The 24,498-nt window shown below is 69.1% G+C and carries 24 protein-coding genes; 10 read left to right on the plus strand and 14 right to left on the minus strand.

Going from position 1 to position 24,498, the window contains the following annotated elements; translation table 11 throughout:
• Nucleotides 1-176: 176 nt before the first annotated feature.
• Together AC1D2H_RS05305 and AC1D2H_RS05310 are read right to left on the minus strand one after the other, a co-directional pair.
• Nucleotides 177-485 carry a DUF1272 domain-containing protein gene (locus AC1D2H_RS05305; protein ID WP_478010159.1) on the minus strand — a complete coding sequence of 103 codons (309 nt, stop codon included), beginning with the start codon at nucleotides 483-485 and terminating at the stop codon, nucleotides 177-179.
• A gap of 2 nt (nucleotides 486-487) precedes the next feature.
• Nucleotides 488-1,168 carry a glutathione S-transferase gene (locus AC1D2H_RS05310; protein ID WP_478010160.1) on the minus strand — a complete coding sequence of 227 codons (681 nt, stop codon included), beginning with the start codon at nucleotides 1,166-1,168 and terminating at the stop codon, nucleotides 488-490.
• A 163-nt stretch (nucleotides 1,169-1,331) separates the two neighbouring features.
• On the opposite strand from AC1D2H_RS05310, the gene AC1D2H_RS05315 reads away from it, so the two are divergent.
• Nucleotides 1,332-1,964, plus strand: a complete 633-nt coding sequence (locus tag AC1D2H_RS05315; RefSeq protein WP_478010161.1) for a hypothetical protein — start codon at nucleotides 1,332-1,334, stop codon at nucleotides 1,962-1,964.
• A 64-nt stretch (nucleotides 1,965-2,028) separates the two neighbouring features.
• Here AC1D2H_RS05315 and AC1D2H_RS05320 read toward each other — a convergent pair whose 3' ends face one another.
• On the minus strand, nucleotides 2,029-2,982 hold the full coding sequence (locus AC1D2H_RS05320) for a complex I NDUFA9 subunit family protein (protein WP_478010162.1): 954 nt from the start codon (nucleotides 2,980-2,982) through the stop codon (nucleotides 2,029-2,031).
• Nucleotides 2,979-4,961: a lytic transglycosylase domain-containing protein gene (locus AC1D2H_RS05325; RefSeq protein WP_478010163.1), complete on the minus strand. Its 1,983-nt coding sequence runs from the start codon at nucleotides 4,959-4,961 to the stop codon at nucleotides 2,979-2,981. Before AC1D2H_RS05325 ends, AC1D2H_RS05320 begins: the two co-directional genes overlap by 4 nt.
• 340 nt (nucleotides 4,962-5,301) lie before the next feature.
• Between AC1D2H_RS05325 and AC1D2H_RS05330 the strand changes: the two genes are divergently transcribed.
• The gene (locus AC1D2H_RS05330; RefSeq protein ID WP_478010164.1) at nucleotides 5,302-5,775 is read left to right on the plus strand and encodes a PEP-CTERM sorting domain-containing protein; all 474 of its coding nucleotides are present in this window, start codon (nucleotides 5,302-5,304) and stop codon (nucleotides 5,773-5,775) included.
• Here AC1D2H_RS05330 and AC1D2H_RS05335 read toward each other — a convergent pair whose 3' ends face one another.
• Nucleotides 5,776-7,413, minus strand: a complete 1,638-nt coding sequence (locus AC1D2H_RS05335; protein WP_478010165.1) for an alpha/beta hydrolase — start codon at nucleotides 7,411-7,413, stop codon at nucleotides 5,776-5,778. It abuts the gene before it with no gap.
• Between the two features lie 123 nt (nucleotides 7,414-7,536).
• Here AC1D2H_RS05335 and AC1D2H_RS05340 point away from each other — a divergent pair, with 123 nt between their 5' ends.
• Together AC1D2H_RS05340 and AC1D2H_RS05345 are read left to right on the plus strand one after the other, a co-directional pair.
• Nucleotides 7,537-8,079 (plus strand): 5-formyltetrahydrofolate cyclo-ligase, encoded by a 543-nt coding sequence (locus tag AC1D2H_RS05340; RefSeq protein ID WP_477927856.1) that lies wholly within the window; start codon nucleotides 7,537-7,539, stop codon nucleotides 8,077-8,079.
• 15 nt (nucleotides 8,080-8,094) lie between these two features.
• Nucleotides 8,095-9,762, plus strand: coding sequence for a cation:proton antiporter (locus tag AC1D2H_RS05345; RefSeq protein ID WP_477927858.1), 1,668 nt, complete (start codon nucleotides 8,095-8,097; stop codon nucleotides 9,760-9,762).
• Here the strand turns inward: AC1D2H_RS05345 and AC1D2H_RS05350 are convergent.
• The 4 genes from AC1D2H_RS05350 to AC1D2H_RS05365 all read right to left on the minus strand — a co-directional run bounded on the left by AC1D2H_RS05350 (nucleotide 9,759) and on the right by AC1D2H_RS05365 (nucleotide 12,838).
• A complete protein-coding gene (locus tag AC1D2H_RS05350; RefSeq protein WP_478010166.1) occupies nucleotides 9,759-10,403 on the minus strand; it encodes a LysE family translocator in 645 nt (214 codons plus the stop codon). The two genes, AC1D2H_RS05345 and AC1D2H_RS05350, sit on opposite strands and share 4 nt — an antisense overlap.
• A gap of 172 nt (nucleotides 10,404-10,575) precedes the next feature.
• Complete coding sequence (locus AC1D2H_RS05355; RefSeq protein WP_478010167.1) at nucleotides 10,576-11,106, minus strand: DUF4199 domain-containing protein; 531 nt, start codon at nucleotides 11,104-11,106, stop codon at nucleotides 10,576-10,578.
• A gap of 95 nt (nucleotides 11,107-11,201) precedes the next feature.
• Entirely contained in the window at nucleotides 11,202-11,888 is a 687-nt protein-coding gene (locus AC1D2H_RS05360) for a helix-turn-helix transcriptional regulator (RefSeq protein ID WP_478010168.1), read from the minus strand.
• A 2-nt stretch (nucleotides 11,889-11,890) separates the two neighbouring features.
• A complete protein-coding gene (locus tag AC1D2H_RS05365; protein ID WP_478010169.1) occupies nucleotides 11,891-12,838 on the minus strand; it encodes a LysR substrate-binding domain-containing protein in 948 nt (315 codons plus the stop codon).
• A gap of 90 nt (nucleotides 12,839-12,928) precedes the next feature.
• Here AC1D2H_RS05365 and AC1D2H_RS05370 point away from each other — a divergent pair, with 90 nt between their 5' ends.
• Complete coding sequence (locus AC1D2H_RS05370) at nucleotides 12,929-13,225, plus strand: DUF2917 domain-containing protein (protein ID WP_477927869.1); 297 nt, start codon at nucleotides 12,929-12,931, stop codon at nucleotides 13,223-13,225.
• Here the strand turns inward: AC1D2H_RS05370 and AC1D2H_RS05375 are convergent.
• Nucleotides 13,175-13,702, minus strand: a complete 528-nt coding sequence (locus AC1D2H_RS05375) for a TfoX/Sxy family protein (RefSeq protein ID WP_478010170.1) — start codon at nucleotides 13,700-13,702, stop codon at nucleotides 13,175-13,177. The two genes, AC1D2H_RS05370 and AC1D2H_RS05375, sit on opposite strands and share 51 nt — an antisense overlap.
• 11 nt (nucleotides 13,703-13,713) lie before the next feature.
• Nucleotides 13,714-14,841, minus strand: a complete 1,128-nt coding sequence (locus tag AC1D2H_RS05380; RefSeq protein ID WP_478010171.1) for a sterol desaturase family protein — start codon at nucleotides 14,839-14,841, stop codon at nucleotides 13,714-13,716.
• A gap of 101 nt (nucleotides 14,842-14,942) precedes the next feature.
• On the opposite strand from AC1D2H_RS05380, the gene AC1D2H_RS05385 reads away from it, so the two are divergent.
• The 4 genes from AC1D2H_RS05385 to AC1D2H_RS05400 all read left to right on the plus strand — a co-directional run bounded on the left by AC1D2H_RS05385 (nucleotide 14,943) and on the right by AC1D2H_RS05400 (nucleotide 18,973).
• Complete coding sequence (locus AC1D2H_RS05385; protein WP_478010172.1) at nucleotides 14,943-15,512, plus strand: 5-formyltetrahydrofolate cyclo-ligase; 570 nt, start codon at nucleotides 14,943-14,945, stop codon at nucleotides 15,510-15,512.
• Between the two features lie 653 nt (nucleotides 15,513-16,165).
• Nucleotides 16,166-16,366, plus strand: coding sequence for a DUF1161 domain-containing protein (locus AC1D2H_RS05390; RefSeq protein ID WP_478010173.1), 201 nt, complete (start codon nucleotides 16,166-16,168; stop codon nucleotides 16,364-16,366).
• An 11-nt stretch (nucleotides 16,367-16,377) separates the two neighbouring features.
• Nucleotides 16,378-17,694, plus strand: a complete 1,317-nt coding sequence (gene pepQ / locus AC1D2H_RS05395; protein ID WP_478010174.1) for a Xaa-Pro dipeptidase — start codon at nucleotides 16,378-16,380, stop codon at nucleotides 17,692-17,694.
• A 235-nt stretch (nucleotides 17,695-17,929) separates the two neighbouring features.
• Complete coding sequence (locus tag AC1D2H_RS05400) at nucleotides 17,930-18,973, plus strand: hypothetical protein (protein WP_478010175.1); 1,044 nt, start codon at nucleotides 17,930-17,932, stop codon at nucleotides 18,971-18,973.
• Here the strand turns inward: AC1D2H_RS05400 and AC1D2H_RS05405 are convergent.
• Nucleotides 18,970-21,216, minus strand: coding sequence for a hypothetical protein (locus AC1D2H_RS05405; RefSeq protein ID WP_478010176.1), 2,247 nt, complete (start codon nucleotides 21,214-21,216; stop codon nucleotides 18,970-18,972). The two genes, AC1D2H_RS05400 and AC1D2H_RS05405, sit on opposite strands and share 4 nt — an antisense overlap.
• Nucleotides 21,217-21,235: 19 nt before the next feature.
• Here AC1D2H_RS05405 and AC1D2H_RS05410 point away from each other — a divergent pair, with 19 nt between their 5' ends.
• A complete protein-coding gene (locus tag AC1D2H_RS05410) occupies nucleotides 21,236-21,718 on the plus strand; it encodes a hypothetical protein (protein ID WP_478010177.1) in 483 nt (160 codons plus the stop codon).
• Here AC1D2H_RS05410 and AC1D2H_RS05415 read toward each other — a convergent pair.
• Nucleotides 21,675-22,169 (minus strand): low molecular weight protein-tyrosine-phosphatase, encoded by a 495-nt coding sequence (locus AC1D2H_RS05415; protein ID WP_478010178.1) that lies wholly within the window; start codon nucleotides 22,167-22,169, stop codon nucleotides 21,675-21,677. The two genes, AC1D2H_RS05410 and AC1D2H_RS05415, sit on opposite strands and share 44 nt — an antisense overlap.
• A 19-nt stretch (nucleotides 22,170-22,188) precedes the next feature.
• Nucleotides 22,189-24,483: a TonB-dependent receptor plug domain-containing protein gene (locus AC1D2H_RS05420; RefSeq protein ID WP_477927889.1), complete on the minus strand. Its 2,295-nt coding sequence runs from the start codon at nucleotides 24,481-24,483 to the stop codon at nucleotides 22,189-22,191.
• Between the last annotated feature and the right edge of the window lie 15 nt (nucleotides 24,484-24,498).

A 24,498-nucleotide genomic window follows, 5' to 3' on the forward strand; every position in this document is an offset into this window, starting at 1 on the left:
CTTCAAGAAATGGAACTGAGCGTTTTCGCGCGCCGTTCAAGGCGGCATGGTGCTCGAGTGCGGTTCAGGGCCTCTTCTTTGGTGACTTTCTTCTGGCCCCGCAGAAGAAAGTTACCCGGCCGCCGGGACGGACTCCCGGCAATGCATCGATCAGTGGCGCTCTTCGCAAAAGCGTCCTACCGCTTCTCTGGCGGCAACCCCTGCAGCGACTCCACGAGCCGCGCGTGCGCCTCCAGATCCACCGGCCTCAACTTCGGCACCGTCCTCGCCGGATGGTCCCCCAGATAGTTGCTGCCTTTCCAATTGCGGACCGGCCTCACCGGCCTCGGCACAAACCCGCCACCGCAATTCGGACAGACATTGCTCAGCAAGCCCTCCGCGCAGTCCGAACAGAACGTGCACTCGAAGCTGCAGATGCGCGCCGCCGCCGATTCCGGCGGCAGGGCGACATCGCAATGTTCACAGCTGGGACGCAGCTCCAACATGATCAGCGGCTCTTGCGGTAAGGCTCGTCCTCGACGATGAAGTCCTGCTCGCGCATCGAGTCCGCGATCCAGTCCTCGACCGCCGGATGGGCCAGCAGCGCGTCACGGTAGGCCGCAGCGGCCTCCGACACCGGCAGGCCGAAGCGGCTCAGCCGCACGGCCACCGGCGCGAAGTAGGCGTCCGCCGCGCTGAAGGCGCCGAAGAGGAAGGGCCCGCCGCTGGTCTGCAGCGCATCACTCCAAGCCGCATCCAGCCGCGCCACGTCGGCGCGCAGCGCTTCGTCCTCGGCCCAGAGCCTGGCGCCGACGTCGGGGAAGAAGACCTCGATATTCATCGGGCAGACGGTGCGCAGCCGCATGAAGCCGGCATGCATCTCGGCGCACAGGCTGCGCGCGCGGGCACGGGCCTTGGCGTCGCGCGGCCAGATGGCGTGCTCGGGGTGGCGGTCGGCGATGTACTCGGCAATCGCCAAGGTGTCCCAGACCGTGAAGCCGTCGTCCTCGACGACGACGGGCACGCGCTGGGTCGGCGTGACGCCGGCGATGACGCGGGTCCATTCGGAGTCCGGCGTGAAGTCGAAGCGCAGCTTGACCTCTTCAAACCGAATGCCGAAGGCCGCCAGCAGCACGCCGCTGCGCATGGACCAGGACGAGTAGTTCTTGTTGCCGATATAGAGCTTCATGACACCTTTCGCGTTGCAGCCGGCGAGCTTATGCAGGATACGGTCCGAGCGGGATGAGCATTGCGCAAGGGATTGATGCGTGGGGAGATCTCTGGGGATGCCCGGCGCATGCGGCGCATGGCAGCATGTGCCGAGGACAACAGCACAACGACAGGGAGGCCACTTGGGCATGCATTACGGTTTCGTCGCGGTACCCGCGGCTGTCGAAGCACTGGTGCGTGAGTTCGCCGCGGTCTGGCCCCGCTACCGGGTGACCGATCGGGCCGAGCTGGCGTCACTGGACGACTGGTTCGACTGGAAGCGCCGCAATGAGCGCTTTGTGGCCGCAAGAGACTGGACGCCGGAGAACCCTGGCGTGGAGGTTCTCGGCTTCCTGCAGGACGGTGAGTGGGCGATCCTGCTGGACACCAGCCATGTGCTGACGACCGATGCCGAGGCGCTGATGCGGCTCAGCGAATCTTTCGGGCGCTGCCTGGCCTTCGTCATCGAGACGGCGGGAGGCTGTGCGAGCTTCACGGCCTACCGGCAAGGGCAGCTCGAGCGCAGCATCGACAACACGGACGGCGTGGTGCGCGCACAGGGTGAGCCGTTGCCGGAGGAAGCCGGTCTGGACATTGGCGACTACTACATGGACGAGACCGAGGCGCTGCAGCAGCGCTTTGGGTTGCGCGCCTTCACCACTGTGCCGCCGGCTGGCGTCCTTGCGATGGCCACGGTGGACAGCACGGACTACAGCGAGCAACTGCGGCAGATCGCGGCGCTGCCGGGCAAGAAGCCTTGGTGGAAGCTGTGGTGAAAGCGGGCCAGAGCCGTCTCAGGCCAGCCGAACACAGCGCGGCCGCCAGACTGGGGCGAAAGACCTACCTCCTGGCGCGCCAGGCATCCAGCCGCGCGACGCCGCCGTCGCGCGACAGATAGGTCGGCAGCACCGCCTCCAGCGAGGCCGGCGTGATGCCGAGTTCGGCCAGCCCGGGCAGCTTGCCGGTCGGCACATTGGGCACGCTCAGCGACGCGAGGTTGTCGCGCGACAGCAGGGGCTCGCCGGGCAGGCATTCCATGACCAGAGCCTGCAGCGTCGCCAGCGCATGGGGCAGGCGCAGGATCGGCCGTTCATGGCCTGTCACGCGGCCCGCCAGTCGCACCAGGTCGGCCAGCGTCAGTTCGCGCGTGCCGGCGATCTCATAGGTCTGGCCGATGGATTCGCGACGCAGCAGCGCCTCGACCAGGGCCCGGGCCAGGTCCTGCACCCACACCGGTTGCAGGCGCGCGTCCGCCCCGCCCAGGGGCATAAAAGGGAACAGCGCCTGCAGCCGCGCGAACAGGTTGACGCTCTTGTCGCCGTCGCCAAAGACCAGCGATGGGCGCAGCAGCGTCAACTCCAGCGGGTGGGTCTGCGTGGCCACCTGCAGCACGGCCTCGCCGGCGGCCTTGCTGCGCAGATAGCGCGACGGTGCATGCTCGGCCACGCCCAGGGCGCTGACATGCACGAGGCGCTTCGCGCCGGCGTGGCTCATGGCATGGGCGATGCGCCGGGGCAGTTCCACATGCACATGCTCGAAGGCGGCCGCGCTGCCCTGCAGGATGGCGACGAGGTTGACGATGGCGTCATGACCCGGCAGCAGCTGAGGCAGGTCCTTGAAGACATCGGCCTGGATGACGGTGACACCGGGCAGGCTCTGCACGCTTTGCGCATGAGGCAGGCGGCGCGTGGGCACCGTGATGCGCACGTCGGCACCGAGGCGCCGCAGCAGTTGCTCGCACAGCGCGCGGCCGACAAAGCCGCTGCCGCCCAGGACCAGGACGTTCAGGCTCATGACTTGCCATCCCCCACCGCCGCCGGCGGCACATCGCTGACGTCCGCGGCGCGCGCGCCGGCCGGGCCGACGCTGGCGCCCAGGCGCTCGCGCAGCTTGGTGGCCGGCAGGCCCAGCACCTGGGCATAGACCGCGCCGCCGAGCAGCACCTTGCGCACATAGTCGCGCGTTTCGTTGAACGGGATGTTCTCGGCCCAGATGGCCGCGTCGATGACAGGGCCGTCGCGCCAGCGCGCGGGCCGACCGGGGCCGGCGTTGTAGGCCGCCGCGGCCAGGGCCTGGGCGCCTTCGAAGCGGTCCAGCACCAGCTTCAGGTATTGGGTGCCGATGCGCAGGTTGAAGTCGCGGTCGTGCATGCGCTCGGCGTTGTAGTCGATGCCGGCCTTCTTGGCCGTCCACTTGGCCGTCGCGGGCATGACCTGCATCAACCCGGCCGCGCCGACGTGGGAGCGCGCGTCCAGCACGAAGCGCGACTCCTGGCGGATCAGGCCGTAGACATAGGCCGGGTCGATGCCGCTGGCCTGGGCCTCGCGCTGCAGCTCGGCGCGGTGCGGCGTGGGGTAGCGCTGGGCGATGTCGATCTCGGTCTTGGTGCGCTCGCTGGTGTTGATGCAGCGGTCCCAGACCTCGCGGTCGCAGGCCTCCTGGGCCGCGGCGAGCAGGGCGCGGTCGCCCATGCCGCGCAGCGAGAAATTCCATTCGCGCACGCCTTCGCTGCGCAGGCCGAGGTCGATGAGGGACAGCGCGCGCGTCAGGCCCGCATGGCTGCGCGCGCTGCGGCGTTCCTCGGCCGTCAGCGGCGCGGGCGTGGGCGGCAGCGGGGTGGGCAGGCCGAGGTCTTCGGCGGCGAGGCGGCCGAAGTAGTTCAGCGGCGTCGAGGAGAGTGTGGTGAGCTGCACGCGGGCGCCGTGGGCGTCGCCTTGCTGCCGTGTCGCGCGGGCCTTCCAGTAGGCCCAGGCCGGGTCGCGCTGCTCGTTGGCGCTCATGCGCTCGATGGCGCGCAAGGCCAGGGCGGGTTGCTTGGCGCGCAGGGCCGCGCGGGCGGCCCAGGCGGCGGCGTCATCACTCCAGGCCAGCTCGGGCGCCAGCTTGTCGGCGCGCTCGAAGGCGGCCAGGGCACCATCCTGCAGGCGCAGGGCCGACTGGCGGCCGATCTGCACCCACAGCCAGGCCTGCAGCTCGGGCGGCAGCTTGCTCCATTTGTCGCGCAGCAGGCCGGCGGCCTGGTCGGGGTCGTTGGCGGCGACGCGGGCCAGGGCCAGGGCCGTCAACTCGGCCTCGGGGCGTGGCGAGGTGCGGGCCTGGCGCGTCAGGTAGCGGCCGGCGTTGTCCTGCAGTTCGGCGAGCTTCTGGTCGAGCGGCTTGGTGGCCAGCAGGGCGACGGCCTGGCGCGCGGCGCGCGGGCGGCTCTGTTCGGTGGCCTGGCGCGCCTTGGCCCAGACGGTGTCGGGCTTGAAGGTGCCGGCTTCGACCATGGCAATGGCGAGCTGCTGGCAGCCGTCGTCGCCGTCTTTCTGAGCCATCCAGGCGGCCTTTGCAGCGTCTGCATCGATCTTGGTGCCGGCGAGATGGTCGGCCAGCAGCCCATAGCAGGCCACCTCGCGGTCGTCGCGCATCTGGTAGCTCGCATGGTCGCGGCGGAAATTGAGCCAGTCGCGGCGGCGGCCCAGTTCCAGCAGCCAGTCGTTGCGCAGCCTGTCCTCGACATAGCTGCCGGGGTAGCGCGCATAGAAGGCGTCCATTTCCGGCTGGCGCACCTCAGCCAGCCGCGCATTGAGGTCGAAGTACTCGACCCAGCCTGCCAGCGGGTGGTTCTGGCTGCGGGCGGCCTCGGCGAAGGTGGCCAGGCGCTTGCGGTCGCGCTTGACCCAGGCATCGCGGGCTTGCACGGCGAGGTCGGCATCGGCGGGTGGCGTCGGCGGGGCGGCGTCGGCGCTCAGGGCTACCGACAGCAGCAGGGCGAGTGCCCCACGGCTCATGTGTTTCAAGACTCGACCACCCATCTGACTCATGCGCTTCACGCCCCGCGACTGCTTCACTTGGCGTGCGCTCCGGCCAGCTGGCCGAGCGCCGCGCCTGGTGTCTGAATTTAACCCAGGGAAACCCGTGGCTTCGCGCTTTACGCAGGCGGGCGCTCTGCCCACGAGTTAGGGGCTGGAGATAGCGCTATCTCTTCCGTAATCTTGGCCGCCAGTCAGCCAGGAGACCGTTGATGAAGACCGCCGCACGACGCCTGTTGATGGGGCTTCGGCCACGCTGCTGAGCCTGGTCGCCCAGGCCAACCCGGACATCTACCCCACGCCCGGCACCCCGGCGCCGGTGAGCAGCTTCACGGCGGGCGCCAGCGGCCTGCTGGTGGCTTACTACACCGGCGAGGCCGGCGGCTTCACCAACCTCATCGGCGCACGCATCAATGGCATCGACGGCGCGGCCGGGCTCAGCAACCACGGCAGCGCCTATGGCCAGACCTTTGTGCTCGGCAAGGTGACGGCCGGCGACAGCCTGGTGTTCTTCATCGACGCCAACAGCGGCGCGGCGCGTTACTACAGCGACGTCAGCCTGAACGGCGACGGCGTCAACCATGCCTGGGCAGCACCTTTCGCCGGCGATGCCCAGGTACCGGCCGGCACCAACATTGCCTTCGAGGACCTGCCCAGCGGCGGCGACTTCAACTACCGCGACCACAGCTTCGTCTACCAGATCACGGCCGTGCCCGAGCCGGCGAGCTGGGCGCTGCTGCTGGGCGGCGTGGCGGGCCTGACCTGGCTGCGCCGCCGGCAACTGCGCCGCTGATCAGTCCGCCGCGTCCGGGTTCCAGCCCTCGATCTCGAAGCGCAGCCGGCCGCGGATGCCGGGGTTGGTGGGCTTCATCTTGCCGTTGGTGGCGACGGCGCTGCTGTCGAAGGGCACGCTGACCTCGATGCGGCCCGACTTGAGCTGCTTGGCCGCGATCTCGGTGTCGGCCATGGACACGCCGGCGTCCTGCCAGGCGTACTTGACCTTCCAGGCATCGCCTTCATTGGCCGGCGGCACCATCTCCAGGATCAGCGCGTTGCGGAACAGATAGCCGCCCTCGAAGTGCTCGTTGAGCCAGAGCCGCTTCTCGATCTCGTAGTCGGGCACGCGCACGCCCAGCGTCATGCCGTAGGCGAGCGACTTGCGGCGCGGGTTGACCTTGGCCCGGTTGGCGAGGAAGACACTGCTGAGGTAGAGGCTCGAGTTCTCCTTCCAGTTGGCATGCGCCACGCAGGCGACGGAGTCTTCCTCCGTCGTGCGCCGCGTCAGATACCAGAGCTTGCCGCGCGGCGAGGCCACCACCTCGATCTGGTAGAGCGCGTTGACGGCGCGGCCGGCGTCGGCTTCCTCCTGCACCTTGTCGGGCAGGCGGATGTCGTCGATCTCCAGCCACAGGTCCACGCGCACGTCGCCGAACAGGAAACGGGCCAGGTTCTGGTAGCCCTCCTCGCTGTTGACGATGCCGAAATAGCCCGAGTGCGCGCGGTAGACGACGGCCTTGGCGCACTGGTCGGTGATGTTGCCCTTGGCATCCAGGCCGCACAGCGTCGCGTTCTCGATCTTGACCAGGCCGTCGCTGCCATGGCCGACGAAGCTGCGAGACATGCCGGCCGCGGCTTCATAGTCCAGCCGGTTGCTGCCGATCAGCGTGAACACGCGCCGCGACGGGAAGCGTGCCTCGGGGATGAGGTCCACGCGCTTGTGCTTCTTGGCTGCGGCCGCCAGGTCGAGGTAGGCCGGCATGCGCTTGTCGCGGTCGAAATTGGAGATGTCGTTGACGCTCAGCCAGGACGGGATGTTCTGGCCCAGCACGTCGATGCCGTTGTGCGGCGTCGCGTAGGTGAAGAACTTGTCGACGTGCTGGGCGACCTTCTCGGTGTCCAGCGCCACGTTCTGCAGGAAGGCGCGGCAGACCAGGCCGCCCATGGAGTGGGCGACGAGATAGCAGCGGAAATCGGCCTCTGCGATCTTGTTCTCTGCGTTCTTGCAGACCAGCTCGCGCACGCGGGCCACGAGCTTGGACAGGCCCTTGGCGAAGTCCTCGATCTCCGGTGTCTTGCTGTTGCCGAGGTAGGAGGACGCGGCGTCGTAATAGCGGTAGATGACGATGCAGCGGCTGCCCAGCTTGTTGTCGGTCGGCTTGCCCAGGGAGTCGGCCTCCCACTCGGGGTCGACGATGTCGTAGCCGTCCTCGTAGACATCCTGGTAGCCGTACTCCGAGGCCAGCCGCACGACGGGTGACTCGAACACGTATTTGCGCGGCCTGTCGGTCTTGTTCGGCACGGCGCGGTACATCGTCGAGCCGAGGTTGAAGCCGCAGAAGGGGTCGGCCGTGGTCTCGTCGATCTCGCCGCGCGACATCGCGTAGCCGCGCACATAGATGATGGGGTGGTAGGGGGTGTGGGGCGTGGACATGGCGGCTTCGCGGGGTGAAGACGACGGCGACCATAGCGCCGGGCAGCTCCTGTGGACCATCCCGCGCATGGCCCGCATCCTCAGGGCTGAGGAGCGACATGAGCCCTGGGTTTTAATAGACCGATGAGTGCTGCCCACCCCGACCGCCCTTCACTGCGCCGCGAACTGCTGGCCGCGCGCCGCGACTTCGCGGCCGGCCCGGCCTTCCAGACCGCCCAGGCGGCGCTCGGCGCGCCTCTGCGCGAGCTGCTGGATCAGCTGGAGCCGGAGCTGGTGGGCGTCTACTGGCCGCTGCCGGGCGAGTTCGATCCCGGCGCCTTGCCCTGGCCCCGGGCGCTGCCGTTTGCGCGCCGCGAGCCGGCGGAAATGGTCTATCGCCGTTGGGACGGCGGCCCCACGACGGCCCAGGACGAATGCGGCATCGCCACGTCGACCGGCGCGGTTGCCGTGCCCGACGTGGTGCTGGTGCCCTGCGTCGGCTTCACGCGCGAGGGTTTTCGCCTTGGCTATGGCGGTGGCTATTTCGACCGCTGGCTGGCGCTGCACCCTGGCGTGACCACCATCGGCCTGGCCTGGTCGGCGGCCGAAACACATTTCCCGGTCGAGGCGCACGACCGCGCCTTGACCCTCATCCTGACCGAGCGCGAGCTCATTTCCCCCGATTGAGAGGACCCCCGCAAGATGCATGACGGCATGACCCTGATCTCGACGCTGGCCGCCGCCTTTGGCCTGGCCCTGGTGCTGGGCCTGCTCGCCCAATGGGCGCGGCTGCCCGCGCTGGTGGGCTATCTGCTGGCCGGCGTGCTGATCGGGCCGCACACGCCGGGTTTCGTCGGCGACGTGCATCTGGCCCAGCAGCTGTCCGAGGTCGGCGTCATGTTGCTGATGTTCGGCGTGGGCCTGCACTTCTCGGTCGGCGACCTGATGTCGGTCAAGGGCATCGCCCTGCCGGGTGCGCTGGTGCAGATGGCCGCGGCCACCGGCATGGGCGCGGCGCTGGCGCACTGGTGGTGGGGCTGGGCGCTGGCGGCGTCGCTCATCTTCGGCCTGGCGCTGTCGGTGGCCAGCACGGTGGTGCTGCTGCGCGCGCTGGAGTCGCGCGAGCTGCTGCATACCGGCAATGGCCGCATCGCCGTGGGCTGGCTCGTGGTCGAGGACCTGGCCATGGTGCTGGCGCTGGTGCTGATCCCGGTGCTCGGCCCTGAAGATGGCCAGGGCGGTGCCGGCGGCAGCGCGCTGTGGCTGACCATAGGCAAGACGCTGCTGGCCGTCGTGGTGTTCGTCGCGGTGATGCTGGTGGCCGGGCGGCGCCTGCTGCCGTGGATGCTGTGGCAGGTCAACCGCACCGGCTCGCGCGAGCTGTTCACGCTGGCCACCGTGGCCGCCGCCATCGGCCTGGCCGTGGGTGCGGCGGCGCTGTTCGGCGTCAGCGTGGCGCTGGGCGCCTTCTTCGCCGGCCTGGTGCTGCGCGAATCGGCCTTCAGCGAGCGCGCGGCGCACGAGAGCCTGCCGCTGCGCGATGCCTTCGCCGTGCTGTTCTTCGTCGCCGTGGGCATGCTGTTCGACCCGCGCATCCTCATCGACCAACCGCTGGCCGTGCTGGCGACGGTGGCCGTCATCCTGGTCGGCAAGACGATTGCCGCCGGGGCGCTAGTGCTGCTGCTGCGCTACCCGCTGTCCACCGCGCTGACGGTGGCGGTGAGCCTGGCGCAGATCGGCGAGTTCAGCTTCATCCTGCTCGGCCTGGGCCAGAGCCTGCACCTCGTGCCGCCCGAGGCGACCAGCCTGATCGTGGCCGGCGCCATCGTGTCCATCGCGCTGAACCCGGTGCTGTTCTCCGGCGTGGAGCCGCTGCGCCGCTGGGTGCTTAAGCGCTCGGCCTGGGCCCGCCAGCTGGAGGCTCGCGACGACCCGCTGGCGGAACTGCCGCCCGACACGCCGCAGAGCGCGCTGGCCGGCCAGGTCGTGCTGGTGGGGCATGGCTCGCTGGGCACGGCCCTGCATGACGAACTGGGCAGCCGCCCGCTGGTCGTCATCGACCACGACCGGGAGGTTGTCGAGAAGCTGCGCGCCGCCGGCCATGCGGCCGTGCTGGGCGAGGCCGGCGAGGCCATGACGCTGGTGCAGGCCCATATCGCCCAGGCCGCCTGGCTGGTCGTGGCCGTCAGCGATGTGCGCGTGGTGCCGGCCATGCTGACGCTGGCGCGTCAGCTCAACCCCGAACTGCGCTGCGCCGTCGTCGCCCACACCCAGGAAGAGGCGCAGTGGCTGAAGGATGCCGGCGTCAACGAAGTGCTGCGCGCGCAGCAGGCCATGGCGCAGGCGCTGGCGAGGGTGGTGGCGGCCTAAGCCTTCTGCTTGGTGCCGCCGAAAGCCGCGTAGAGCCCCAGCGCGAAATACACCAGCGCCGACACCCAGCGCCCGCTGCCGGCCGCGCCGCGCAGCAGCGGCTTCATCCAGCCGGCCAGCAGCGCGTAAAGGCTGTCGGTGACGGCGGCCACGGCGACGAAGAGGATGCTGAGCGAGAGCGCCTGTACGGCCTGCGCCGCCTGCGAGCCCTCGGGGTGCAGGAACTGCGGGATGAAGGCGGCGAAGAACAGCGTCGTCTTGGGGTTGAGCAGCGCGACGAAGAAGCCGTCGCGGAAGAGCTGGCGCGGCGCGGCCGGCGTGGGGGGCGCGCCGTTGGCCGTCGCGGCGGGCTGGCGCAGGGCCTGGATGCCCAGCCAGATCAGATAGGCCGCACCTGCCCAGCGCACCGCCGTGAAGGCCAGCGACGACACGGCGAACAGGGCCGCCAGGCCGATGGACGCGCCGACCGCATTCGTCAAATTGCCCAGGGCCACGCCGGCGACCGACGCCAGGCCCGCCGTGCGCCCCTGTGCCAGCGTGCGCGCGACGATGAAGACGACGCCAGGCCCGGGTGTCAGCGCGAGTACGAGCGTGGCGATCAGGAAGGCGTAGAGGGCGGCGCCGGTGGGCAGCAGGTTCATGTCAGTTCTCCATTCGCATTCGTGGTGCCGGGGTGTTCCGGGCCGAGCGCCGGGCCGCCCCTAGCCGGCCCGCGCTGGCGATGCTTGCCGGTCGAGCCGGCAAGCATCGCCGTCCCCTCGGGGGACCGACCAGGCTCGCCCGCGTTCAGCGGCGCGGGACTGGGCGAGGGGCTCACTTCCTTGCGGCCATGAAGCGCGGATTGCGCAGCAGCGCCGCTGAGACGAGAGATACCAGCAGGCCGACCGGCACGATCTCGGCCATGGTCATGGGGAAGCGGAACAGCGGGTTGGCGTAGTTGCGCTTGAACTCGTCCATCTCGGCGGCCAGCTTGGCGAGCTCCGCTTCGGGCAGGCCCTTGGCCTTGTTCTCGGCCATGTACATCTTGACCCACTCGGTGCCGAAGTCCAGCTTGGTGACGGCCAGCGTCACTTCCCAGGCGGCCGCATAGACGACGCCCGCCACGAGGCTGATGGCCAGGCCGAGCAGGAAGGCCGGCCAGAAGCGGATGACGCCGCCGAGCTCGTCGTCACGGCGGCGCTTGATGGCGACGAAGACCAGGCTCAGCGCGACCAGCATCAGCGTGTAGCCGATGACCATGCCGTGAGCCGGCGGCGCGCCCCGATTCAGGATCAGCAGCGCGAACAGCGGGATGCCGGCAGCCAGGCCGGCGACGGCACCGAAAGACAGGATGGTTTTCAGCATTGGGACCTCATGGCGGATTGGAAGAGCCGCCATGGAACGATGTTCGGGCCGCGGGGGCCATCGGACAAATGGGTGATTTCGCTGAAATCAGCCCTTCAGCGCAACAAACCGAGCTCTCTCGCCTTCAGGATGGCCTCGGTGCGGCGTCGCGCGTCGAGCTTTTCAAACAGCTTCGCCACATGCGTCTTGACCGTGTGCGGCGACACATGCAGCTTGTCGGCGATCTCCTTGTTGCTCAGACCGGCGGCGAGCAGTTCCAGCACCTCGCGCTCACGCGGGCTGATGCCAGGGAGCGTGGGTGGCAGAGATTCCGGCTCGCGTTGAGCCTGCAAGGGGGGCGAGGCAAGGCGCGGCGTGCAGCCCGGGCTGGCCGCCCGGGCAAGCGGCGCAACGCTGAATCGCCCCCCTTGCGGGCTCAACCCTTCGGGCCGGGGCGATTTGCGGGGCCATCCTGCGTTGCCGACTCGTTGTTGGGCCCCGCCCAACGCCTCGTCTGCGCCTTGGCTGCCCCCGCAACTCGCCCCGGCGTGATCCGGAATCTCTGCCACCCACGCTCCCACCGCCTGTGCCTGCGGGTTGCCGTCGAAAGCCTGGGCCGGCGGCGCGCGGCGGCCAAGCAGCTTGACGCCGGCCCAGGCGCCCAAGGCCAGGAAGGCCGCCGCGATCACCGCGATGTAGACCGTCTCGGACTGGGCGCGGACGAAATGGCGGTAGTCCAGCCATTGCAGCAGCGCCGTGCCGGCCGCCAGGGCCAGGCCGTAGACAGCCGCGCGCTTCCACATGGCTAGACGCCCACCAGTTGTTCGCGCGTGATGGCGGCCTGCTCGCGCACCCAGTCCGCAAACTGCTGCACCTCGGGCCGGCGCGCGGCGTTCGGGCCCAGCATCATCCAGTAGCTGAAGGGGCTGCCCAGGCGGCCGGTCTTGCCGAAGGGCTCGACCAGCTCGCCGCGCGTCAGGTGCTCGTGCACCAGCGGCAGCCGGGCCAGCGCCACGCCCTGGCCAGTCAGCGCGGCCTGCACCTGCTGGTAGGTGAAGTTCAGGTAGAGCCAGCGGCGCGGCTGCAACTCGTGCTCGCCCTGCTCGGTCAGCCAGCGCCGCCAGCTCAGGTACTCGGCGCTGGGGCGGGGGTCGTCTTCCTCGGCCAATGCGTGGCCGGCGAGGTCGGCGGCGCGCTTCAACGGCGCGGGCGGGTTCTGCAAGTACCAGGGGCTGACGCAGGGCGACAGCAGCTCCTCGAAGAGTTGCTCGGCGTCGGGCGTCACCGAGGGGCGGTCGTCATAGCGCAGGGCCAGGTCGCTCTCGCCATCCTCGAGGTCGACCTTGCGGTCATAGGCCGACACGCGGATGTCGATGTCGGCATGCTCGCGCTGGAAGGCCTCCATGCGTGGGATCAGCCACAGCGACGCGAACGACGCGAAGGTGCTGACATTGACGACGCGCCGGCCGCGCGAGCGGCGGATCTGGCGCACGGTCTGGTCCAGGCGCGACAACACGGCCACGGCGGTGGGCAGCAGCACCGCGCCGTCGCTGGACAGCTCCACCTTGCGCGTGCCGCGCAGGAAGAGAGTGCAGCCGATCTCCTCCTCCAGCGACTGGATCTGCCGGCTGATGGCCGACTGCGTCAGGCTCAGCTCCTCGGCCGCCGCGCGGAAGGACAGCAGCCGGGCCACGGCCTCGAAGGCGCGCAGGGGACCGACCGAGAGTGGGCGTTGGCGTATCGGCTGATTCATGCGTGAATGGTATCAATCGACGCCGCGGAGTCATTGGACCGTCTTGGGCAATCTAAGCAGAATCCCTGACATCAACCGAGGAGTCTCATCATGAGCGACGCGCAATCTGTTTGGCATCTGGACGGTGGCCGGGCCATGACCCTGGCCGGTGGCGCCGAGGCGCGCCGCCTGGCGGTGGCCCGCGGCCGTGTGTGGCTGACGCTGTCGGGCACCACCGACCAGCCGGCCGAAGACAAGTGGCTGGAGGCCGGCGAGGCGCTGGCCCTGGCACCCGGCCAGACGGCCGTGCTGGAAGGCTGGCCTGCGGCCGACTTCGAGCTGCTGGTGCCGCCGGTCTCAGCCACGGCGAACCGCGGCTTTCTTGGCCGCCGGTTTTTTGGCGGCTGATTGAGAAACCGCAGGCTTGGCCGCCCGCTTCGCGATGGCGGCTGAGTCAGGAAGCGCAGGCTTGGCCGCCCGCTTCGCGCTGGCGGCTGAGGTCTTCTTCGCGGCGGTCTTTTTGGCCGCCGCAGGTTTCCTGGCCTTGGCCGGCTTCTTGGCATTCGCCGTGCGCAACGCGGCCTCGAAGGCCAGCCTGGCCCAGGGCTGCATCAGCGGCGGCGATTCCAGCGCCTCTTCGGGCGGCTGGTAGTAGCTGATCACCTGTCGCTCGCCGGTCTTGGTCGCATAGCTGAAGGGCTGGCAGCCCGCCGCGACAAAGCGCTCACGCGTCACGTCGTCGGTCTTCAGATAGAGCTGGTTCTGGATGACCAGGGCCATGAAGAGGCCATCCACATAGAGGCCGTGGCCGCCGAACATGCGCAGCGGCCGCACCGGGCCCAGGGGCTGCAGCAGTTCGATGCAGAGTTCGATGTAGGGATCCATGGCGCTTGCGTTCAGCCCTTCCACGTGAACGGAAAGTGCAGCTGGCGCAGGAAGCCGTCCGGCACATAGTCGCCCAGCACGCCGTAGTGCTCCGGCCATTTGCGATCCGACTGCACCGCCGTGCCGAACAGGTGGTCAAGAAACGCGAAGTGAGCCGCGTAGTTCTTGTCCAGCGCTTCCTGGTCCTGCGAGTGGTGCCAGTGGTGGAAGTTGGGCGTCACGATGATGTAGCGCAGCGGCCCCAGGCGCACGCTGACGTTGGCGTGGTTGAACACCGCCTGGAAGCCGACGACGACGATGTAGGCGTCGATGACCTCCTTGCTGAAGCCCAGCACGAAGATGGGCGCCAGCACCAGGGTGCGGGTGATGATGAGCTCCAGGATGTGCTGGCGCGAGCCCGCCAGCCAGTCCATGCTTTTCACGCTGTGGTGCACGGCATGCAGCCGCCACAGCATGGGCACCTCGTGATAGGCCCGGTGCGTCCAGTACTGCACCAGGTCGGCGACCAGGATGATGAGGAAGAGGGCGATGGGGAAGGGCAGGCCCTGCACCCAGCCCTGGATGCCGTCCTTGGCCGCCCAGCCGAAGAATTTGTGCACCAGCAGATTGGTGGCCAGCATCACGAAGCCGACGGCCAGGTGGTTGACGATGAAATGCTGGAAGTCCGTCTGCCACTCCGGGCGGAACACCGGCTGGTCGCGGCGCAGCGCGAACAGCTTCTCGATGAAGACGAAGATCAGCGTCGAGCCCAGCAGGTCGAGGATGAACCAGTCCAGGCCGACATAGGGCGTGTGGTCGGGGAAGTTGGGGTCGACCTCGACCTTGTGGCCGCCCAGGGCCAGCGCCAGGCCCAGCAGCACAAAGGTCCACAGTGCCAGCCAGCGCATGCGGCTGAAGACGATGTTGAACAGCGCCAGCCCGCCCGACAGCACCAAGGCCCAGTACAGCAGGCGCCGGATCACGTCGACGTTGTAGGACTGGCGCAGCTGCGGCGTCGTCAGGTACTCGGGGAAGTGGAAGGCCAGCACGCCGAGAAAGCACAGGATGGCGAGCGTGAGCGCGATGACGCCGCTGATCATGCCGCGGCCCGGCTTGAGCGCCCCGCTCGATTCGCTGAGCTGGCTGAGCTTGTTCAGCATCTGTTGTTCTCCCTGCGTGATGGTTGCGTGGCACGACTTTAGTGATGCCGGCCCATGGCCCACAATGGCCAGATTCCCAGGTTCGCAAGGAAGTCTCACCCTTGGACGCCAACGACCGCGCCGCCATCCGGCACAAGCTGATCGAACAAAGGCTGACTTTGCCCAACCGCCTGGACCTGGCCGCCGAGCTGCAGGAGGTGCTGAGCGTCTGGCTGCTGCGCCGCCGCGAGACCACCATCGGCGCCTACTGGCCCATCAAGGGTGAGTTCGATCCGCTGCCCACCCTCTACCGCTGGGGCGAAAACCATCCCCATCGCCGCATCGGCCTGCCGGTGGTGGACAAGGTGCACGGCACGCTGCGCTTTCATGTCTGGTACCCCGGCTGCCCGATGGAGGAAGACGCCTTCCACATCCCCAAGCCCAAGGACACCGAGGAATTCAGGCCGCAGCTGATGCTGGTGCCCTGCCTGGGCTTCGGGCCCGCTGGCCTGCGGCTGGGCTATGGCGGCGGCTTCATGGACAAGACCCTGGCCGAGATGCAGCCGCGGCCGGCGGCGGTGGGCATTGGGTATGCGCATGGGTTCCTGCCGTTGCTCAAGCCCAGTGCGCTGGACATGCCGCTGGATGCGATGCTGACGGAGGAGGGGGTGGTGTGGGATCGGGAGGGGTGACGATGGTTTGGGTTGCTTTTGCTTAGGGCGTGTCTGCTCGCTGCATTGCCGGGAGTCCGTCCCGGCGGCCGGGTAACTTTCTTCTGCGGGGCCAGAAGAAAGTCACCAAAGAAGAGGCCCTGAACCGCACACCAGCACCACACGGCCGCGTTGCGGCGTGCAACAGCCAACGCGGCATGCCCACAAGCGACCCGCTGCGCTCTCGCGTCTGACTTGTCACGACCAACATCCATCGCACCAGCAGCCCGTCCGACGCGCGGCTGCACGCCGGGCTCACCAAAACAGCCCAATGCAGCGCCGCCCGAGCGGCGCGGCTGTTCGGTATTTGCCGGGCGTCGGCGTGCAGCCGCGACTTAAGCGGCGTGAAGGTCCGATCGCTGGTGCTCGGCACAAGTGGTGGGCGAGAGCGCAGCGGTTCGCTTCGGGGTGCAGCCCGCTTCGAGCAACGCGAGCACCTGGTCCCGCTCGAGTGCGGATTGCATTGAGCGCTCCTCTTTTGGTGACTTTTCTCTGGCGCGTCAGAGAAAAGTTACCCGCCCTCGCGGGGCGGATTCCCGCGGCAGTGCACGCGAGTCATGAGGACTTGGGCAAAGACAACCGGATGAGTCCGCCTGTCTCACAATCCAATATCTCCCCTGACACACGCAAATCCGATGTCCAAGCCCACCCTGCTGATCCTGAGCGCCGCTGCCGCCCTGCTGCTGACCCAGGCCGCCCACGCCGCCGCCAAGCTCGACGCCAAGGGCGTCAAGGGCTATGAGATCAATGCAGTCGACAACGACAAGGTCGGCGACGCCAAGGTCATCGGCAGCTGCGACGGCGGCGCCAAGAAGCTGACCTACGTGCGCAAGTGAATGGAGCGGCAATGAGCCTCTACACCGACCACCTCGCCGCGCTGCAACAGCACGCCGAATCCGCGCTCGAGCGCACCGGCTTCGACACGCTGCTGATCGCCTCCGGCATCGAGAAATACGCTTTTCTCGACGACCGGCCCTATCTCTTCCAGGCCAACCCGCATTTCAAGCACTGGCTGCCGCTGACGAATCACCCGCATTCCTGGCTGGCGGTGCGGCCGGGCCAGAAGCCGCGCGTCGTCTACTTCCAGCCCGATGACTACTGGCATGTGCCGCCGAGCGCACCGAGCGGCGAGTGGGTGGATGCGGTCGAGCTGGTCGTCATCCGTGAGCCGGAAGAAGCGGCCAAGGCCCTGGCCGATCTCGTCACGGCGCGCACGGCCATCGTCGCCGAGGCCGATGCCGCGCTGCCGGGCCTGGAACCCAACAACCCCGAGGCGCTGCTCAACCTGCTGCACTGGGCGCGCGGCGTGAAGAGCCCCTACGAGCTGGCGCAGATGCGCGCCGCACAACGCCGCGCCGTACCCGGCCACAACGCCGCGCGTGCGGCCTTCCTGCGCGGCGAGAGCGAGGCCGGCATCCACCGCGCCTATCTCGTCGCCACCGGCCACACCGACCGCGACCTGCCCTACACCAACATCGTCGGCCTCAATGAGCATGCCGCGGTGCTGCACTACCAGTACCAGGACGAGAGCCCGCCGCCGGAGATGCGCAGCTTCCTCATCGACGCCGGTGCCCAGGTCAACGGCTATGCCAGCGACATCACCCGCACCTGGGTGGCGCCGGGCCATGACGAGTTCGCGGCCCTGGTCGCGGCGATGGAGGTCGAGCAACTCGGCCTCGTCGACGAGGTGCGCGACGGCGTCGACTACCGCGACATCCATCTCAGCACCCATCGCCGCATCGCCCGCGTGCTGCGCGGAGCCGGCATCGTGAAGATGAGCGAGGAGGCCATCGTGGAAGAGGGCGTCACCAAGCCCTTCTTCCCGCACGGCGTCGGCCATCTGCTGGGCCTGCAGGTGCATGACGTCGGTGGCTTCATGGCCAGCGAGAGCGGCGGCGTGGCCGACAAGCCCGAGGGCCACCGCTATCTGCGCCTGACACGGCCGCTGCAGGCCGGCATGGTGGTCACCATCGAGCCGGGCCTCTACTTCATCCCGACGCTGCTGCGCCAGCTGCGCGCCTCGCCCCAGGCTGCCCAGGTGGACTGGGACGCCGTGGAGCGGCTGTCGCGCTATGGCGGCATCCGCATCGAAGACGACGTGGCCTGCCGCGGCGCGGGCGAGGCGCCCGAGAACCTGACGCGGGACGCGTTCGCGGCGGTGTGATGCGTTTACCCCTCGCCCAACCTCGCGTCGCTGAACGCGTGCGAGTCTGGTCGGTCTTGCAGACCGCGCTGCGGCCAGTGCCGCAGCCCTTCGGCAGGCACATCGCGTCCACTGGACGCCATGTGTCCGGCCTCAGCCCCCGCGGGGGCGGCGATGCTCGCGGCATCAAGCCACAAGCACATCGCCCAAGGCGGGCCGGCTAGGGAGCGGCCCGTCGCTCGGCCCGCAAGCTGGCATGGACTTGGTGACCACGTTGCTGGCCAGCGCACTCGCGCTGCCTGCCAGCGCGCCGGCCGCCGAAGCCCAACTGGGCCGCGTCGAGGTCTCGGGCGAGGCCGCCACGGCACGCGAGAAGAAGACGCTGGGCCAGCTCTTCAAGGCCGAGGCGCTGTTCGAGAAGCACCGCGCGCTGGCGCCGGCCGCGGCGCTGAAGTTCAAGGTCTATGCGCGCACCCAGGCCGATGCGGCGCCCAGCCTGGAGCTGGGCTTGATGACGCCGGCCGGCCGGCGGCCGCTGGCACTGGATGGCGAGGACCGCTTCGTCATCGACCCCGCCTGGCGGCAACTGGACGAGCGTACCGAGGTGCGCAGCCGCCTGGCCGATGGCCGCGTGACCTGGCGGCCCGACATCCGCACGCCGGGCGTGCCCGCGGGCGAGCGGCGCCTGGGGGACCTGCGCCTGCAATGCCGCGTCGCCTTTGGCAGCGGCGTGGCGCGCGGTGCGCTGTTGTTCGGCTTCCTGCCCCTGGATACCGCCGACTGTGCAGACCGCGACTGGAGTCCCAGCAACTTCGCCGACAAGCCCGTCTTCGCGGTGACGCTGGTGCACGGTGAGCGGTGGCTGACGCTCAGCGCGCGGCTGCTGCACGGCCTGCGCGACGACGGCGGGCCCAAGTACGACTGGGGCTACTCGCTGCGCGAGCGCATGTTCCGGGTGCCCATGGGTGACGAGAGCTGGCCGGACGACACGCGCGTCGTCTTCGAGGCCATGGATGACCCGCCCGCGGCGCCGGGCGCGGCGCTGCAGGCGCTCAAGGATGAGTGGGCGCTAGCGGCACTGGCCCTCGAGCCCGGCCTGACGCCCGCCGAGGTCGCTCAGCGACTGGGCAAGGCCAGCGACAACACGCGCTTCGAATCGGGTCGGCGGCTACAGCGCCACGTGCGGGAGCTCAAGATGCCGGCAGGACCGCTGCAGTTGGAACTGGTCAGCCTCTTCGATGCCGACGACCGGCTGATCAAGTCCTCGCTGCGACGCTTCGAGTTGCCCAAAAAGCCTTAGCGCGGATCGCCGTACTGCACGCCACGCCCGTGAGTGCCGACATAGACGCGGCCAAACATCTTGGGGTCGCCGCTGATCTGCAGGATCAGGCCCCATTGGTGGGCGTCGTCGTTGATGCGCTGCCAGCTCGCGGCGCCGTCGGTGGAACGGAAGATGCCGTACTGGCCGGCGACGCTGCCGACGAGGTAGAGGGCTGGCTCCTGCTTGCTCGGTGCCGCGCGGCCGAAGCCGAAGGCGTGGATCTGCGAGACGGCGGGCAGGCGCTTGAAGCCCTGGCCGTCGCCGGCACGGTAGAGACCATGGAAGGCCGCCAGCCAGAGCTCGCCTTCGCGGCCGGGCGTGGCGTAGAGCCTGTCCTGGCCGCCACGGTCGTCGCCGCGGTTGCTGCGGTTGTTGCTGCCGGCGGCGGCGCGGGTAACGGGGCCGTCGGGCAGGGCGAGTGGCTTGGCGGCGAAGGTCAGGCCGGCATCGTTGCTGGCGTAGAGCGTGTCGTCGAACAGCGCCATGGCGTGGAAGCGCTGGGGGTTCACGCGGTCGGCGATGACGCGGGTGCCGGCGGGCAGGCGCTGCACCGGCGTCCAGGTCTCGCCACGGTCGTGGCTGACATGTGGCGTGCCGCCTTTGGGCGTCCAGACCCAGGCCTTGCCATCGGCCGACACGGCGACAAAACCGTCGCTGGACTTGGCATCGGGCACGCTGGCCGGCGCGCGCCAGGTGGCGCCGCCGTCCAGCGAATAGCCGAGGTTCTTGCCGCCATCGCGCGGGTGGCCGATGCGGACGATGACCTCGGGCGCGAGTTCCGCCCCGGTCACGTCATGCGTGTTGCCGAAGAAGGGCGGCTTGGGGTTGCCGGCCGCCGGCTTGTCCAGGTCGGTGTGGACGAAGCCCGAGTAGTCGCCGATGGCCGTCACCAGCGGCACGCCTTTCGTCGGGCTGTGCAGGGCCAGGGCCACGGTCTCCTCGATGCCGGCGGCCATGACCTGCCAGTGCGTGGGCTTGGCGGCATCGGCCTGCGTCAGGTCCAGCGTCTCCCAGCCGCCGTAGCCGGTGGTGAAGAGGGCGTGGTCGGGGTTGGCGGGGTTGATCTTGACGTCGTAGAGCCAGTGCAGATGCGTGTCGGCGACGTAGGGGGCGGCCGAGGCGTCGAACTGCGCTGCGGGAAAGAGGGGCCGCCAGGTGGTGCCGCCATCCGTGCTGCGAAACAGCTGGTCGCCCGCGCCGCGGCCGGCGGTGCTGGCCAGCAGTCGCTGCGGATGGCCGGGATCCACGGTCACCGTCGCATAGCCGAAAGGCTGTGTGGCGCTGGGGCGCTCGGGCGTGATGTCGGCCCAGGCCTGCCTGGCAGTGTCGTAGCGCCAGACGGCGCCGTCCTTCATGCGATGCGGGCCGGGATCACTGGCATAGGCGATGTAGAGGCGCCCGTCGCTTGCCAGCGTGGCGCGCATGGGGCGGTGCTGTGTCGGCGCGCCGGGCACGGGTTGCCAGCTTGCGCCGGCATCGCGGCTGAACCACAGGCTGGGCCGGCCCACGACCGAGACACCTGCGTAGATCGTGCGGCTGGGCTGGCCGCGCTTGCCGCTGCTCGGATCGAAGAGGACGAAATTGATGGTGGCCTTGCCATCGTTGCCGCCCCAGCTGGGCGGCGCGCCGTCGGACTCGTTGCGGCGCCAGGCCGAGTCGGGGAAGGTGTCCACGCGCTGGAAGGTCTTGGCCGCATCGCCGCTGCGCCACAGGCCGGCGAGGCGCGAGGCGAGGTAGAGGACGCGGCCATCGTTCGGGTCGACGGCCAGGCGCTCACCATTGCCGCGGCCGCCCTCGTTGCCGCCGAGCTTGAAGGGCAGGTCGGTGCGCTGGAAGCTGCGGCCGCGGTCATGTGAGCGCAGCACGGCGCCATTGGGCACGACGGGGTTGGTGTAGGTGCCGCAGGCAAGGTAGAGGGCGTCGGGGTCGTTGGGGTCGACGGCCAGGCTCTCGACGCCCATCAGGTTGACTTCGCTCAGCGGCAGCCAGTCCAGCAGCGGTTGCCACGGCCCGGTCGCGGTGTCGCGACGGTAGGCGCCGCCCATGTCGGTGCGGGCATAGGCCAGGCCCGGCACGGCGGGATGAAAGGCGATGCCATCCACGAAGCCGCCGCCGACGATGGCGACCGGGCGCCATTGATAAGGTGCGCCGGCCGGCGGTGCAGCAAGCGCCGACGCGGCGGCCAGCGCCAGGGCGCCCAGCCAGGGCTTGATGGGTTTCATGTCTCCGGCTCTTCTTTAAATGACAGCGCTGGACATCGTAATTTGTTCGCGCGACGAACAAATACGGTTTACCCGTGGAAACCGGCTGTCTCGGCTGGCCTGTTGCGGAGGGCACGGCGTCGCCAACAATCACGGCATGCTGAGCGCTGCCCCTTCAACGCTGACCGTCCCGCGCAACTTGGCCCTGCTGCTGCTGGTGCTGGCCACCGCGCCGCTGCACGTTCTCGCCGCGCCCGCGGAGGCTCCCGTTGCCAGCCCGACGCCCCTGAACCTGCGGCTGCCGCGACCCGGCGCTCAGACCGTCGCGCTGCCCGCGCCTGAACGCCAGCGTCCAGCGCTGCGCCTGGAGCCGCGAAAGTCCTTCATCGAGCAAGGCATCGAAGGCAGTCGGGAGGCGTTGATCGCCTGCCAGAACGGCGCCTATCCCGGCGCGACAGTGGCGGCGCATGGCGTGCAGGTCAGCGGTGGCGACTCCCAGCCGGGGCATTGCTACCGGTTCTGAGCGACGCGATCAGCCCATCGCACGCCGCTTCGACGAGATCCAGCACCTCGTTGAACCCCGCCGCACCGCCGTAGTAAGGGTCGGGCACGTGGCGCTTGCTGGCTTGTGGCGCGTAGTCCAGCAGCAGCTTCAGGCGATGGCGTTGGTCAGGCGGGCAAAGACGTTCGGCGTTGGCGAGGTTGTCCGCGTCCATCGCCAGCACCAGGTCGAAGCGACTGAAATCCTCGGCGATCAGCTGGCGTGCGCGCAGGGTGCTCAAGTCATAGCCGCGCTTCAACGCATGCGCCTGGCTGCGCTCATCCGGCGGCGCCCCGACGTGATAGCCATGGGTGCCGGCCGAGTCGACCTCGACGTCCAGCCCAGCCGCTTTCAGCTTGGCGCGCATGACGCCCTCGGCCGTCGGGCTGCGGCAGATATTGCCCATGCAGAAGAACAGGATGCGGCGCGTCATGGCCACATTCTCGGCCGGGCTAGAAGCGCATGTCGGCGCGCAGCGAGACCACGCGGAAGGTGCGGTTGCGCGACCAGGTGTCGGTCATCAGGTTGTGGCTGGTCACCGGATCCACGTAGACCGCCTCGGAAGTGACCTGCGCATCGCGCGGCAGCAGGTTGGCCAGCGACAGCCGCCAGTTGATGCCGTCGCGCACCGAGCCGCTGGCCCAGGAAAGATAGGCGTCGAACTGGCGGCGCGAGGTTTCCTCGCGCCGCAGGTTCTCGGTCTGCTGCACGCGGGTGCCCGGCACATAGTTGAAGTTGAAGCCGCTGCCGAAGTTCTGGCCCAGGGCCTTCCAGCGATGGTCCAGGCCGAAGTTCAGGCTGCCGCGCGGCTGCTGGTCCAGGCGGGCGTTGGAGCCCGGGATGCCCTTGACCTTGCTGTCGAAGACGGCGATGTTGAAGCGCAGCAGCAGCAACTGCCATTCCGGCGGCGCTTCCTCCCACAGCTCGTCCAGGCGCGCCTTGACCTCGAACTCCACGCCCATGGTGCGCGCGCCTTCCAGGTTGCGCGGGCGGCTGACCCAGCGCTGCGAGGTGCTGTCCCAGGGCACGGTCTCCAGTTCGATGCGGCTGCGGATCAGGCTCTTGATGTCGCGCACGAAGGCGCTGCCCGACACGATGCCGCCGGTGGGCAGCCAATGCTCCAGGCTGAGGTCCACGCCGGTGGCGAGTTCGGGCCTGAGGTCGGGGTTGCCGGCGCGGTCGGCATAGGTGGGCAGGTTGGGGCCGGTGGGATAGGTGGTGTTGATGGTCGGCCGCGCGATCAGGTCGTTGAGGTTGGGCGAGCGGTAGCTGCGCGTCAGGCTCAGGCGCACCTGGTCCTTGGGGAAGGCCTCGGGCTTCCACAGCAGGTGAAAGAGCGGCGAGGTGACCTGGGAGACGTTGCGCGTGTCGGGCAGCAGGCCGGCCGCGTCGGCCTGGGTCTCGATGCGCTCGTAGCGGATGCCGGCATAGACCGACCAGATCTTGCTCGGGCTCCACTCGTCCTGCGTATAGCCGGCGAAGCGCTGGCTGCGCGAGCCCAGGGTGTCGCCGAACTTCTGCAGGCCCGGCGATTCCTGGCCGTCGATCAGCGTGCGGCGCACCTGGGTGCGCTGGCTCTGCTCATGCTCGAGGCCGGTCACCCATTGGTGTTCCTTGGCCGTCTTCAGGCTCCACTTGGCGCCCAGGCTGGTCTGGTCGTCGTCGGTGACGTTGTGGTCGTCCTGGACGCGCTGCATGTCGACGCCGACGTCCTTCAGCGTCTCGCGGCGCTGGCTGTTGCTGCTGCTCTTGAAGCCGCCGCGGCCGACGCGGAAATCCCAGGTCTCGCCGACGGCAGGCCGGTAGCTGGCCGACAGGTTGACGCGGATGTTGTGCATGCGCCCGTCGGACTCGCCGTGCACATCACGAAAGCGCGTGAAGCCCACGGCGTTGTTCTGGCTCGAGCCCTCGTTCTGCGACAGCGCGAAGAAGGGTGCGAGGTTGAAGCTCAGCGTGTCGCTGAACTTCCAGCGCAGCCGCGCATTGCCGTTCAGGTTGGTGCTGTGGCCCAGGCTCTGGCCCTGCTGCACGGTCTCGTTGAGTACCTCGCCGGTGTCGGTGTCGACGACGCGGTTGTGCGAGTCGATGTTGTTGAAGCGCCGGTGCATGCCACCGTTGGTGGACACGGCGCCGACGAATTCGTCGCCGTTCGGCCCACCCCACTTCAGGTTGCGCGTCCAGCTGAAGTCGGCCTGTGGCTCGCCGCGGTCCTGGCCGAGGGTGAAGCGAAGCTCGTGGTTGGACTTCTGCAGCGGCTCGCGCAGGATGATGTTGATGGTGCCGGCAATGGCGCGCGCACCGGTCTCGGCGGTCGGGGCACGGTAGATCTCGATGCGCTCGACCTGGTCGGGCGGCAGGTCCTCCACGGCGAAGCCGGCCGGCGCGCGTTCGCCGTCGACGAGGATCTGCGTGAAGCCGCTGCCCAGGCCGCGCATGCGGATGTCGCCGCCGCGGCCCGGGCGGCCGCCGATGGTGACGCCGGGCAGGCGGCGCAGCACATCGCCCAGCACCGTGTCGCCATAACGGTCCAGGTCCTCGCGCTCGATGACGATCTTGCTGGCCGTGCTGTTGCGGCGGCGGCTGTTGGCGGTGGGGCCGCTGTTGATCTCGACGCGATCAAGGCGGTTGCCGCCGCTGCTGGCGGCGGAGGCCGGCGCGGCGGGTGGGGGCGGTTTGGAGGGCGATGTCTGGGCCGCGCACAGGGCGTTGGCACACAGCATTGCCAGCGCAACAAGAAGGCGGCTCATGGCCGCGCATTCTTG

This window comes from Roseateles sp. P1_C1_2 (genome assembly GCF_056406535.1).

Excerpts from the sequence above, each read along its gene's own strand:
- AC1D2H_RS05410 (WP_478010177.1), top strand. The coding sequence starts at position 21,236 with ATGACAGCGCTGGACATCGTAATTTGTTCGCGCGACGAACAAATACGG.
- AC1D2H_RS05390 (WP_478010173.1), top strand. The coding sequence starts at position 16,166 with ATGTCCAAGCCCACCCTGCTGATCCTGAGCGCCGCTGCCGCCCTGCTG.
- AC1D2H_RS05305 (WP_478010159.1), bottom strand. The coding sequence starts at position 485 with ATGTTGGAGCTGCGTCCCAGCTGTGAACATTGCGATGTCGCCCTGCCG.
- AC1D2H_RS05365 (WP_478010169.1), bottom strand. The coding sequence starts at position 12,838 with ATGAATCAGCCGATACGCCAACGCCCACTCTCGGTCGGTCCCCTGCGC.
- AC1D2H_RS05405 (WP_478010176.1), bottom strand. The coding sequence starts at position 21,216 with ATGAAACCCATCAAGCCCTGGCTGGGCGCCCTGGCGCTGGCCGCCGCG.
- AC1D2H_RS05350 (WP_478010166.1), bottom strand. The coding sequence starts at position 10,403 with ATGAACCTGCTGCCCACCGGCGCCGCCCTCTACGCCTTCCTGATCGCC.
- AC1D2H_RS05340 (WP_477927856.1), top strand. The coding sequence starts at position 7,537 with ATGAGTGCTGCCCACCCCGACCGCCCTTCACTGCGCCGCGAACTGCTG.
- AC1D2H_RS05345 (WP_477927858.1), top strand. The coding sequence starts at position 8,095 with ATGCATGACGGCATGACCCTGATCTCGACGCTGGCCGCCGCCTTTGGC.
- AC1D2H_RS05325 (WP_478010163.1), bottom strand. The coding sequence starts at position 4,961 with ATGAGCCGTGGGGCACTCGCCCTGCTGCTGTCGGTAGCCCTGAGCGCC.
- AC1D2H_RS05320 (WP_478010162.1), bottom strand. The coding sequence starts at position 2,982 with ATGAGCCTGAACGTCCTGGTCCTGGGCGGCAGCGGCTTTGTCGGCCGC.
- AC1D2H_RS05415 (WP_478010178.1), bottom strand. The coding sequence starts at position 22,169 with ATGACGCGCCGCATCCTGTTCTTCTGCATGGGCAATATCTGCCGCAGC.
- AC1D2H_RS05400 (WP_478010175.1), top strand. The coding sequence starts at position 17,930 with ATGGACTTGGTGACCACGTTGCTGGCCAGCGCACTCGCGCTGCCTGCC.
- AC1D2H_RS05375 (WP_478010170.1), bottom strand. The coding sequence starts at position 13,702 with ATGGATCCCTACATCGAACTCTGCATCGAACTGCTGCAGCCCCTGGGC.
- AC1D2H_RS05420 (WP_477927889.1), bottom strand. The coding sequence starts at position 24,483 with ATGAGCCGCCTTCTTGTTGCGCTGGCAATGCTGTGTGCCAACGCCCTG.
- pepQ (WP_478010174.1), top strand. The coding sequence starts at position 16,378 with ATGAGCCTCTACACCGACCACCTCGCCGCGCTGCAACAGCACGCCGAA.
- AC1D2H_RS05310 (WP_478010160.1), bottom strand. The coding sequence starts at position 1,168 with ATGAAGCTCTATATCGGCAACAAGAACTACTCGTCCTGGTCCATGCGC.
- AC1D2H_RS05335 (WP_478010165.1), bottom strand. The coding sequence starts at position 7,413 with ATGTCCACGCCCCACACCCCCTACCACCCCATCATCTATGTGCGCGGC.
- AC1D2H_RS05360 (WP_478010168.1), bottom strand. The coding sequence starts at position 11,888 with ATGTGGAAGCGCGCGGCTGTCTACGGCCTGGCCCTGGCGGCCGGCACG.
- AC1D2H_RS05380 (WP_478010171.1), bottom strand. The coding sequence starts at position 14,841 with ATGCTGAACAAGCTCAGCCAGCTCAGCGAATCGAGCGGGGCGCTCAAG.
- AC1D2H_RS05370 (WP_477927869.1), top strand. The coding sequence starts at position 12,929 with ATGAGCGACGCGCAATCTGTTTGGCATCTGGACGGTGGCCGGGCCATG.
- AC1D2H_RS05355 (WP_478010167.1), bottom strand. The coding sequence starts at position 11,106 with ATGCTGAAAACCATCCTGTCTTTCGGTGCCGTCGCCGGCCTGGCTGCC.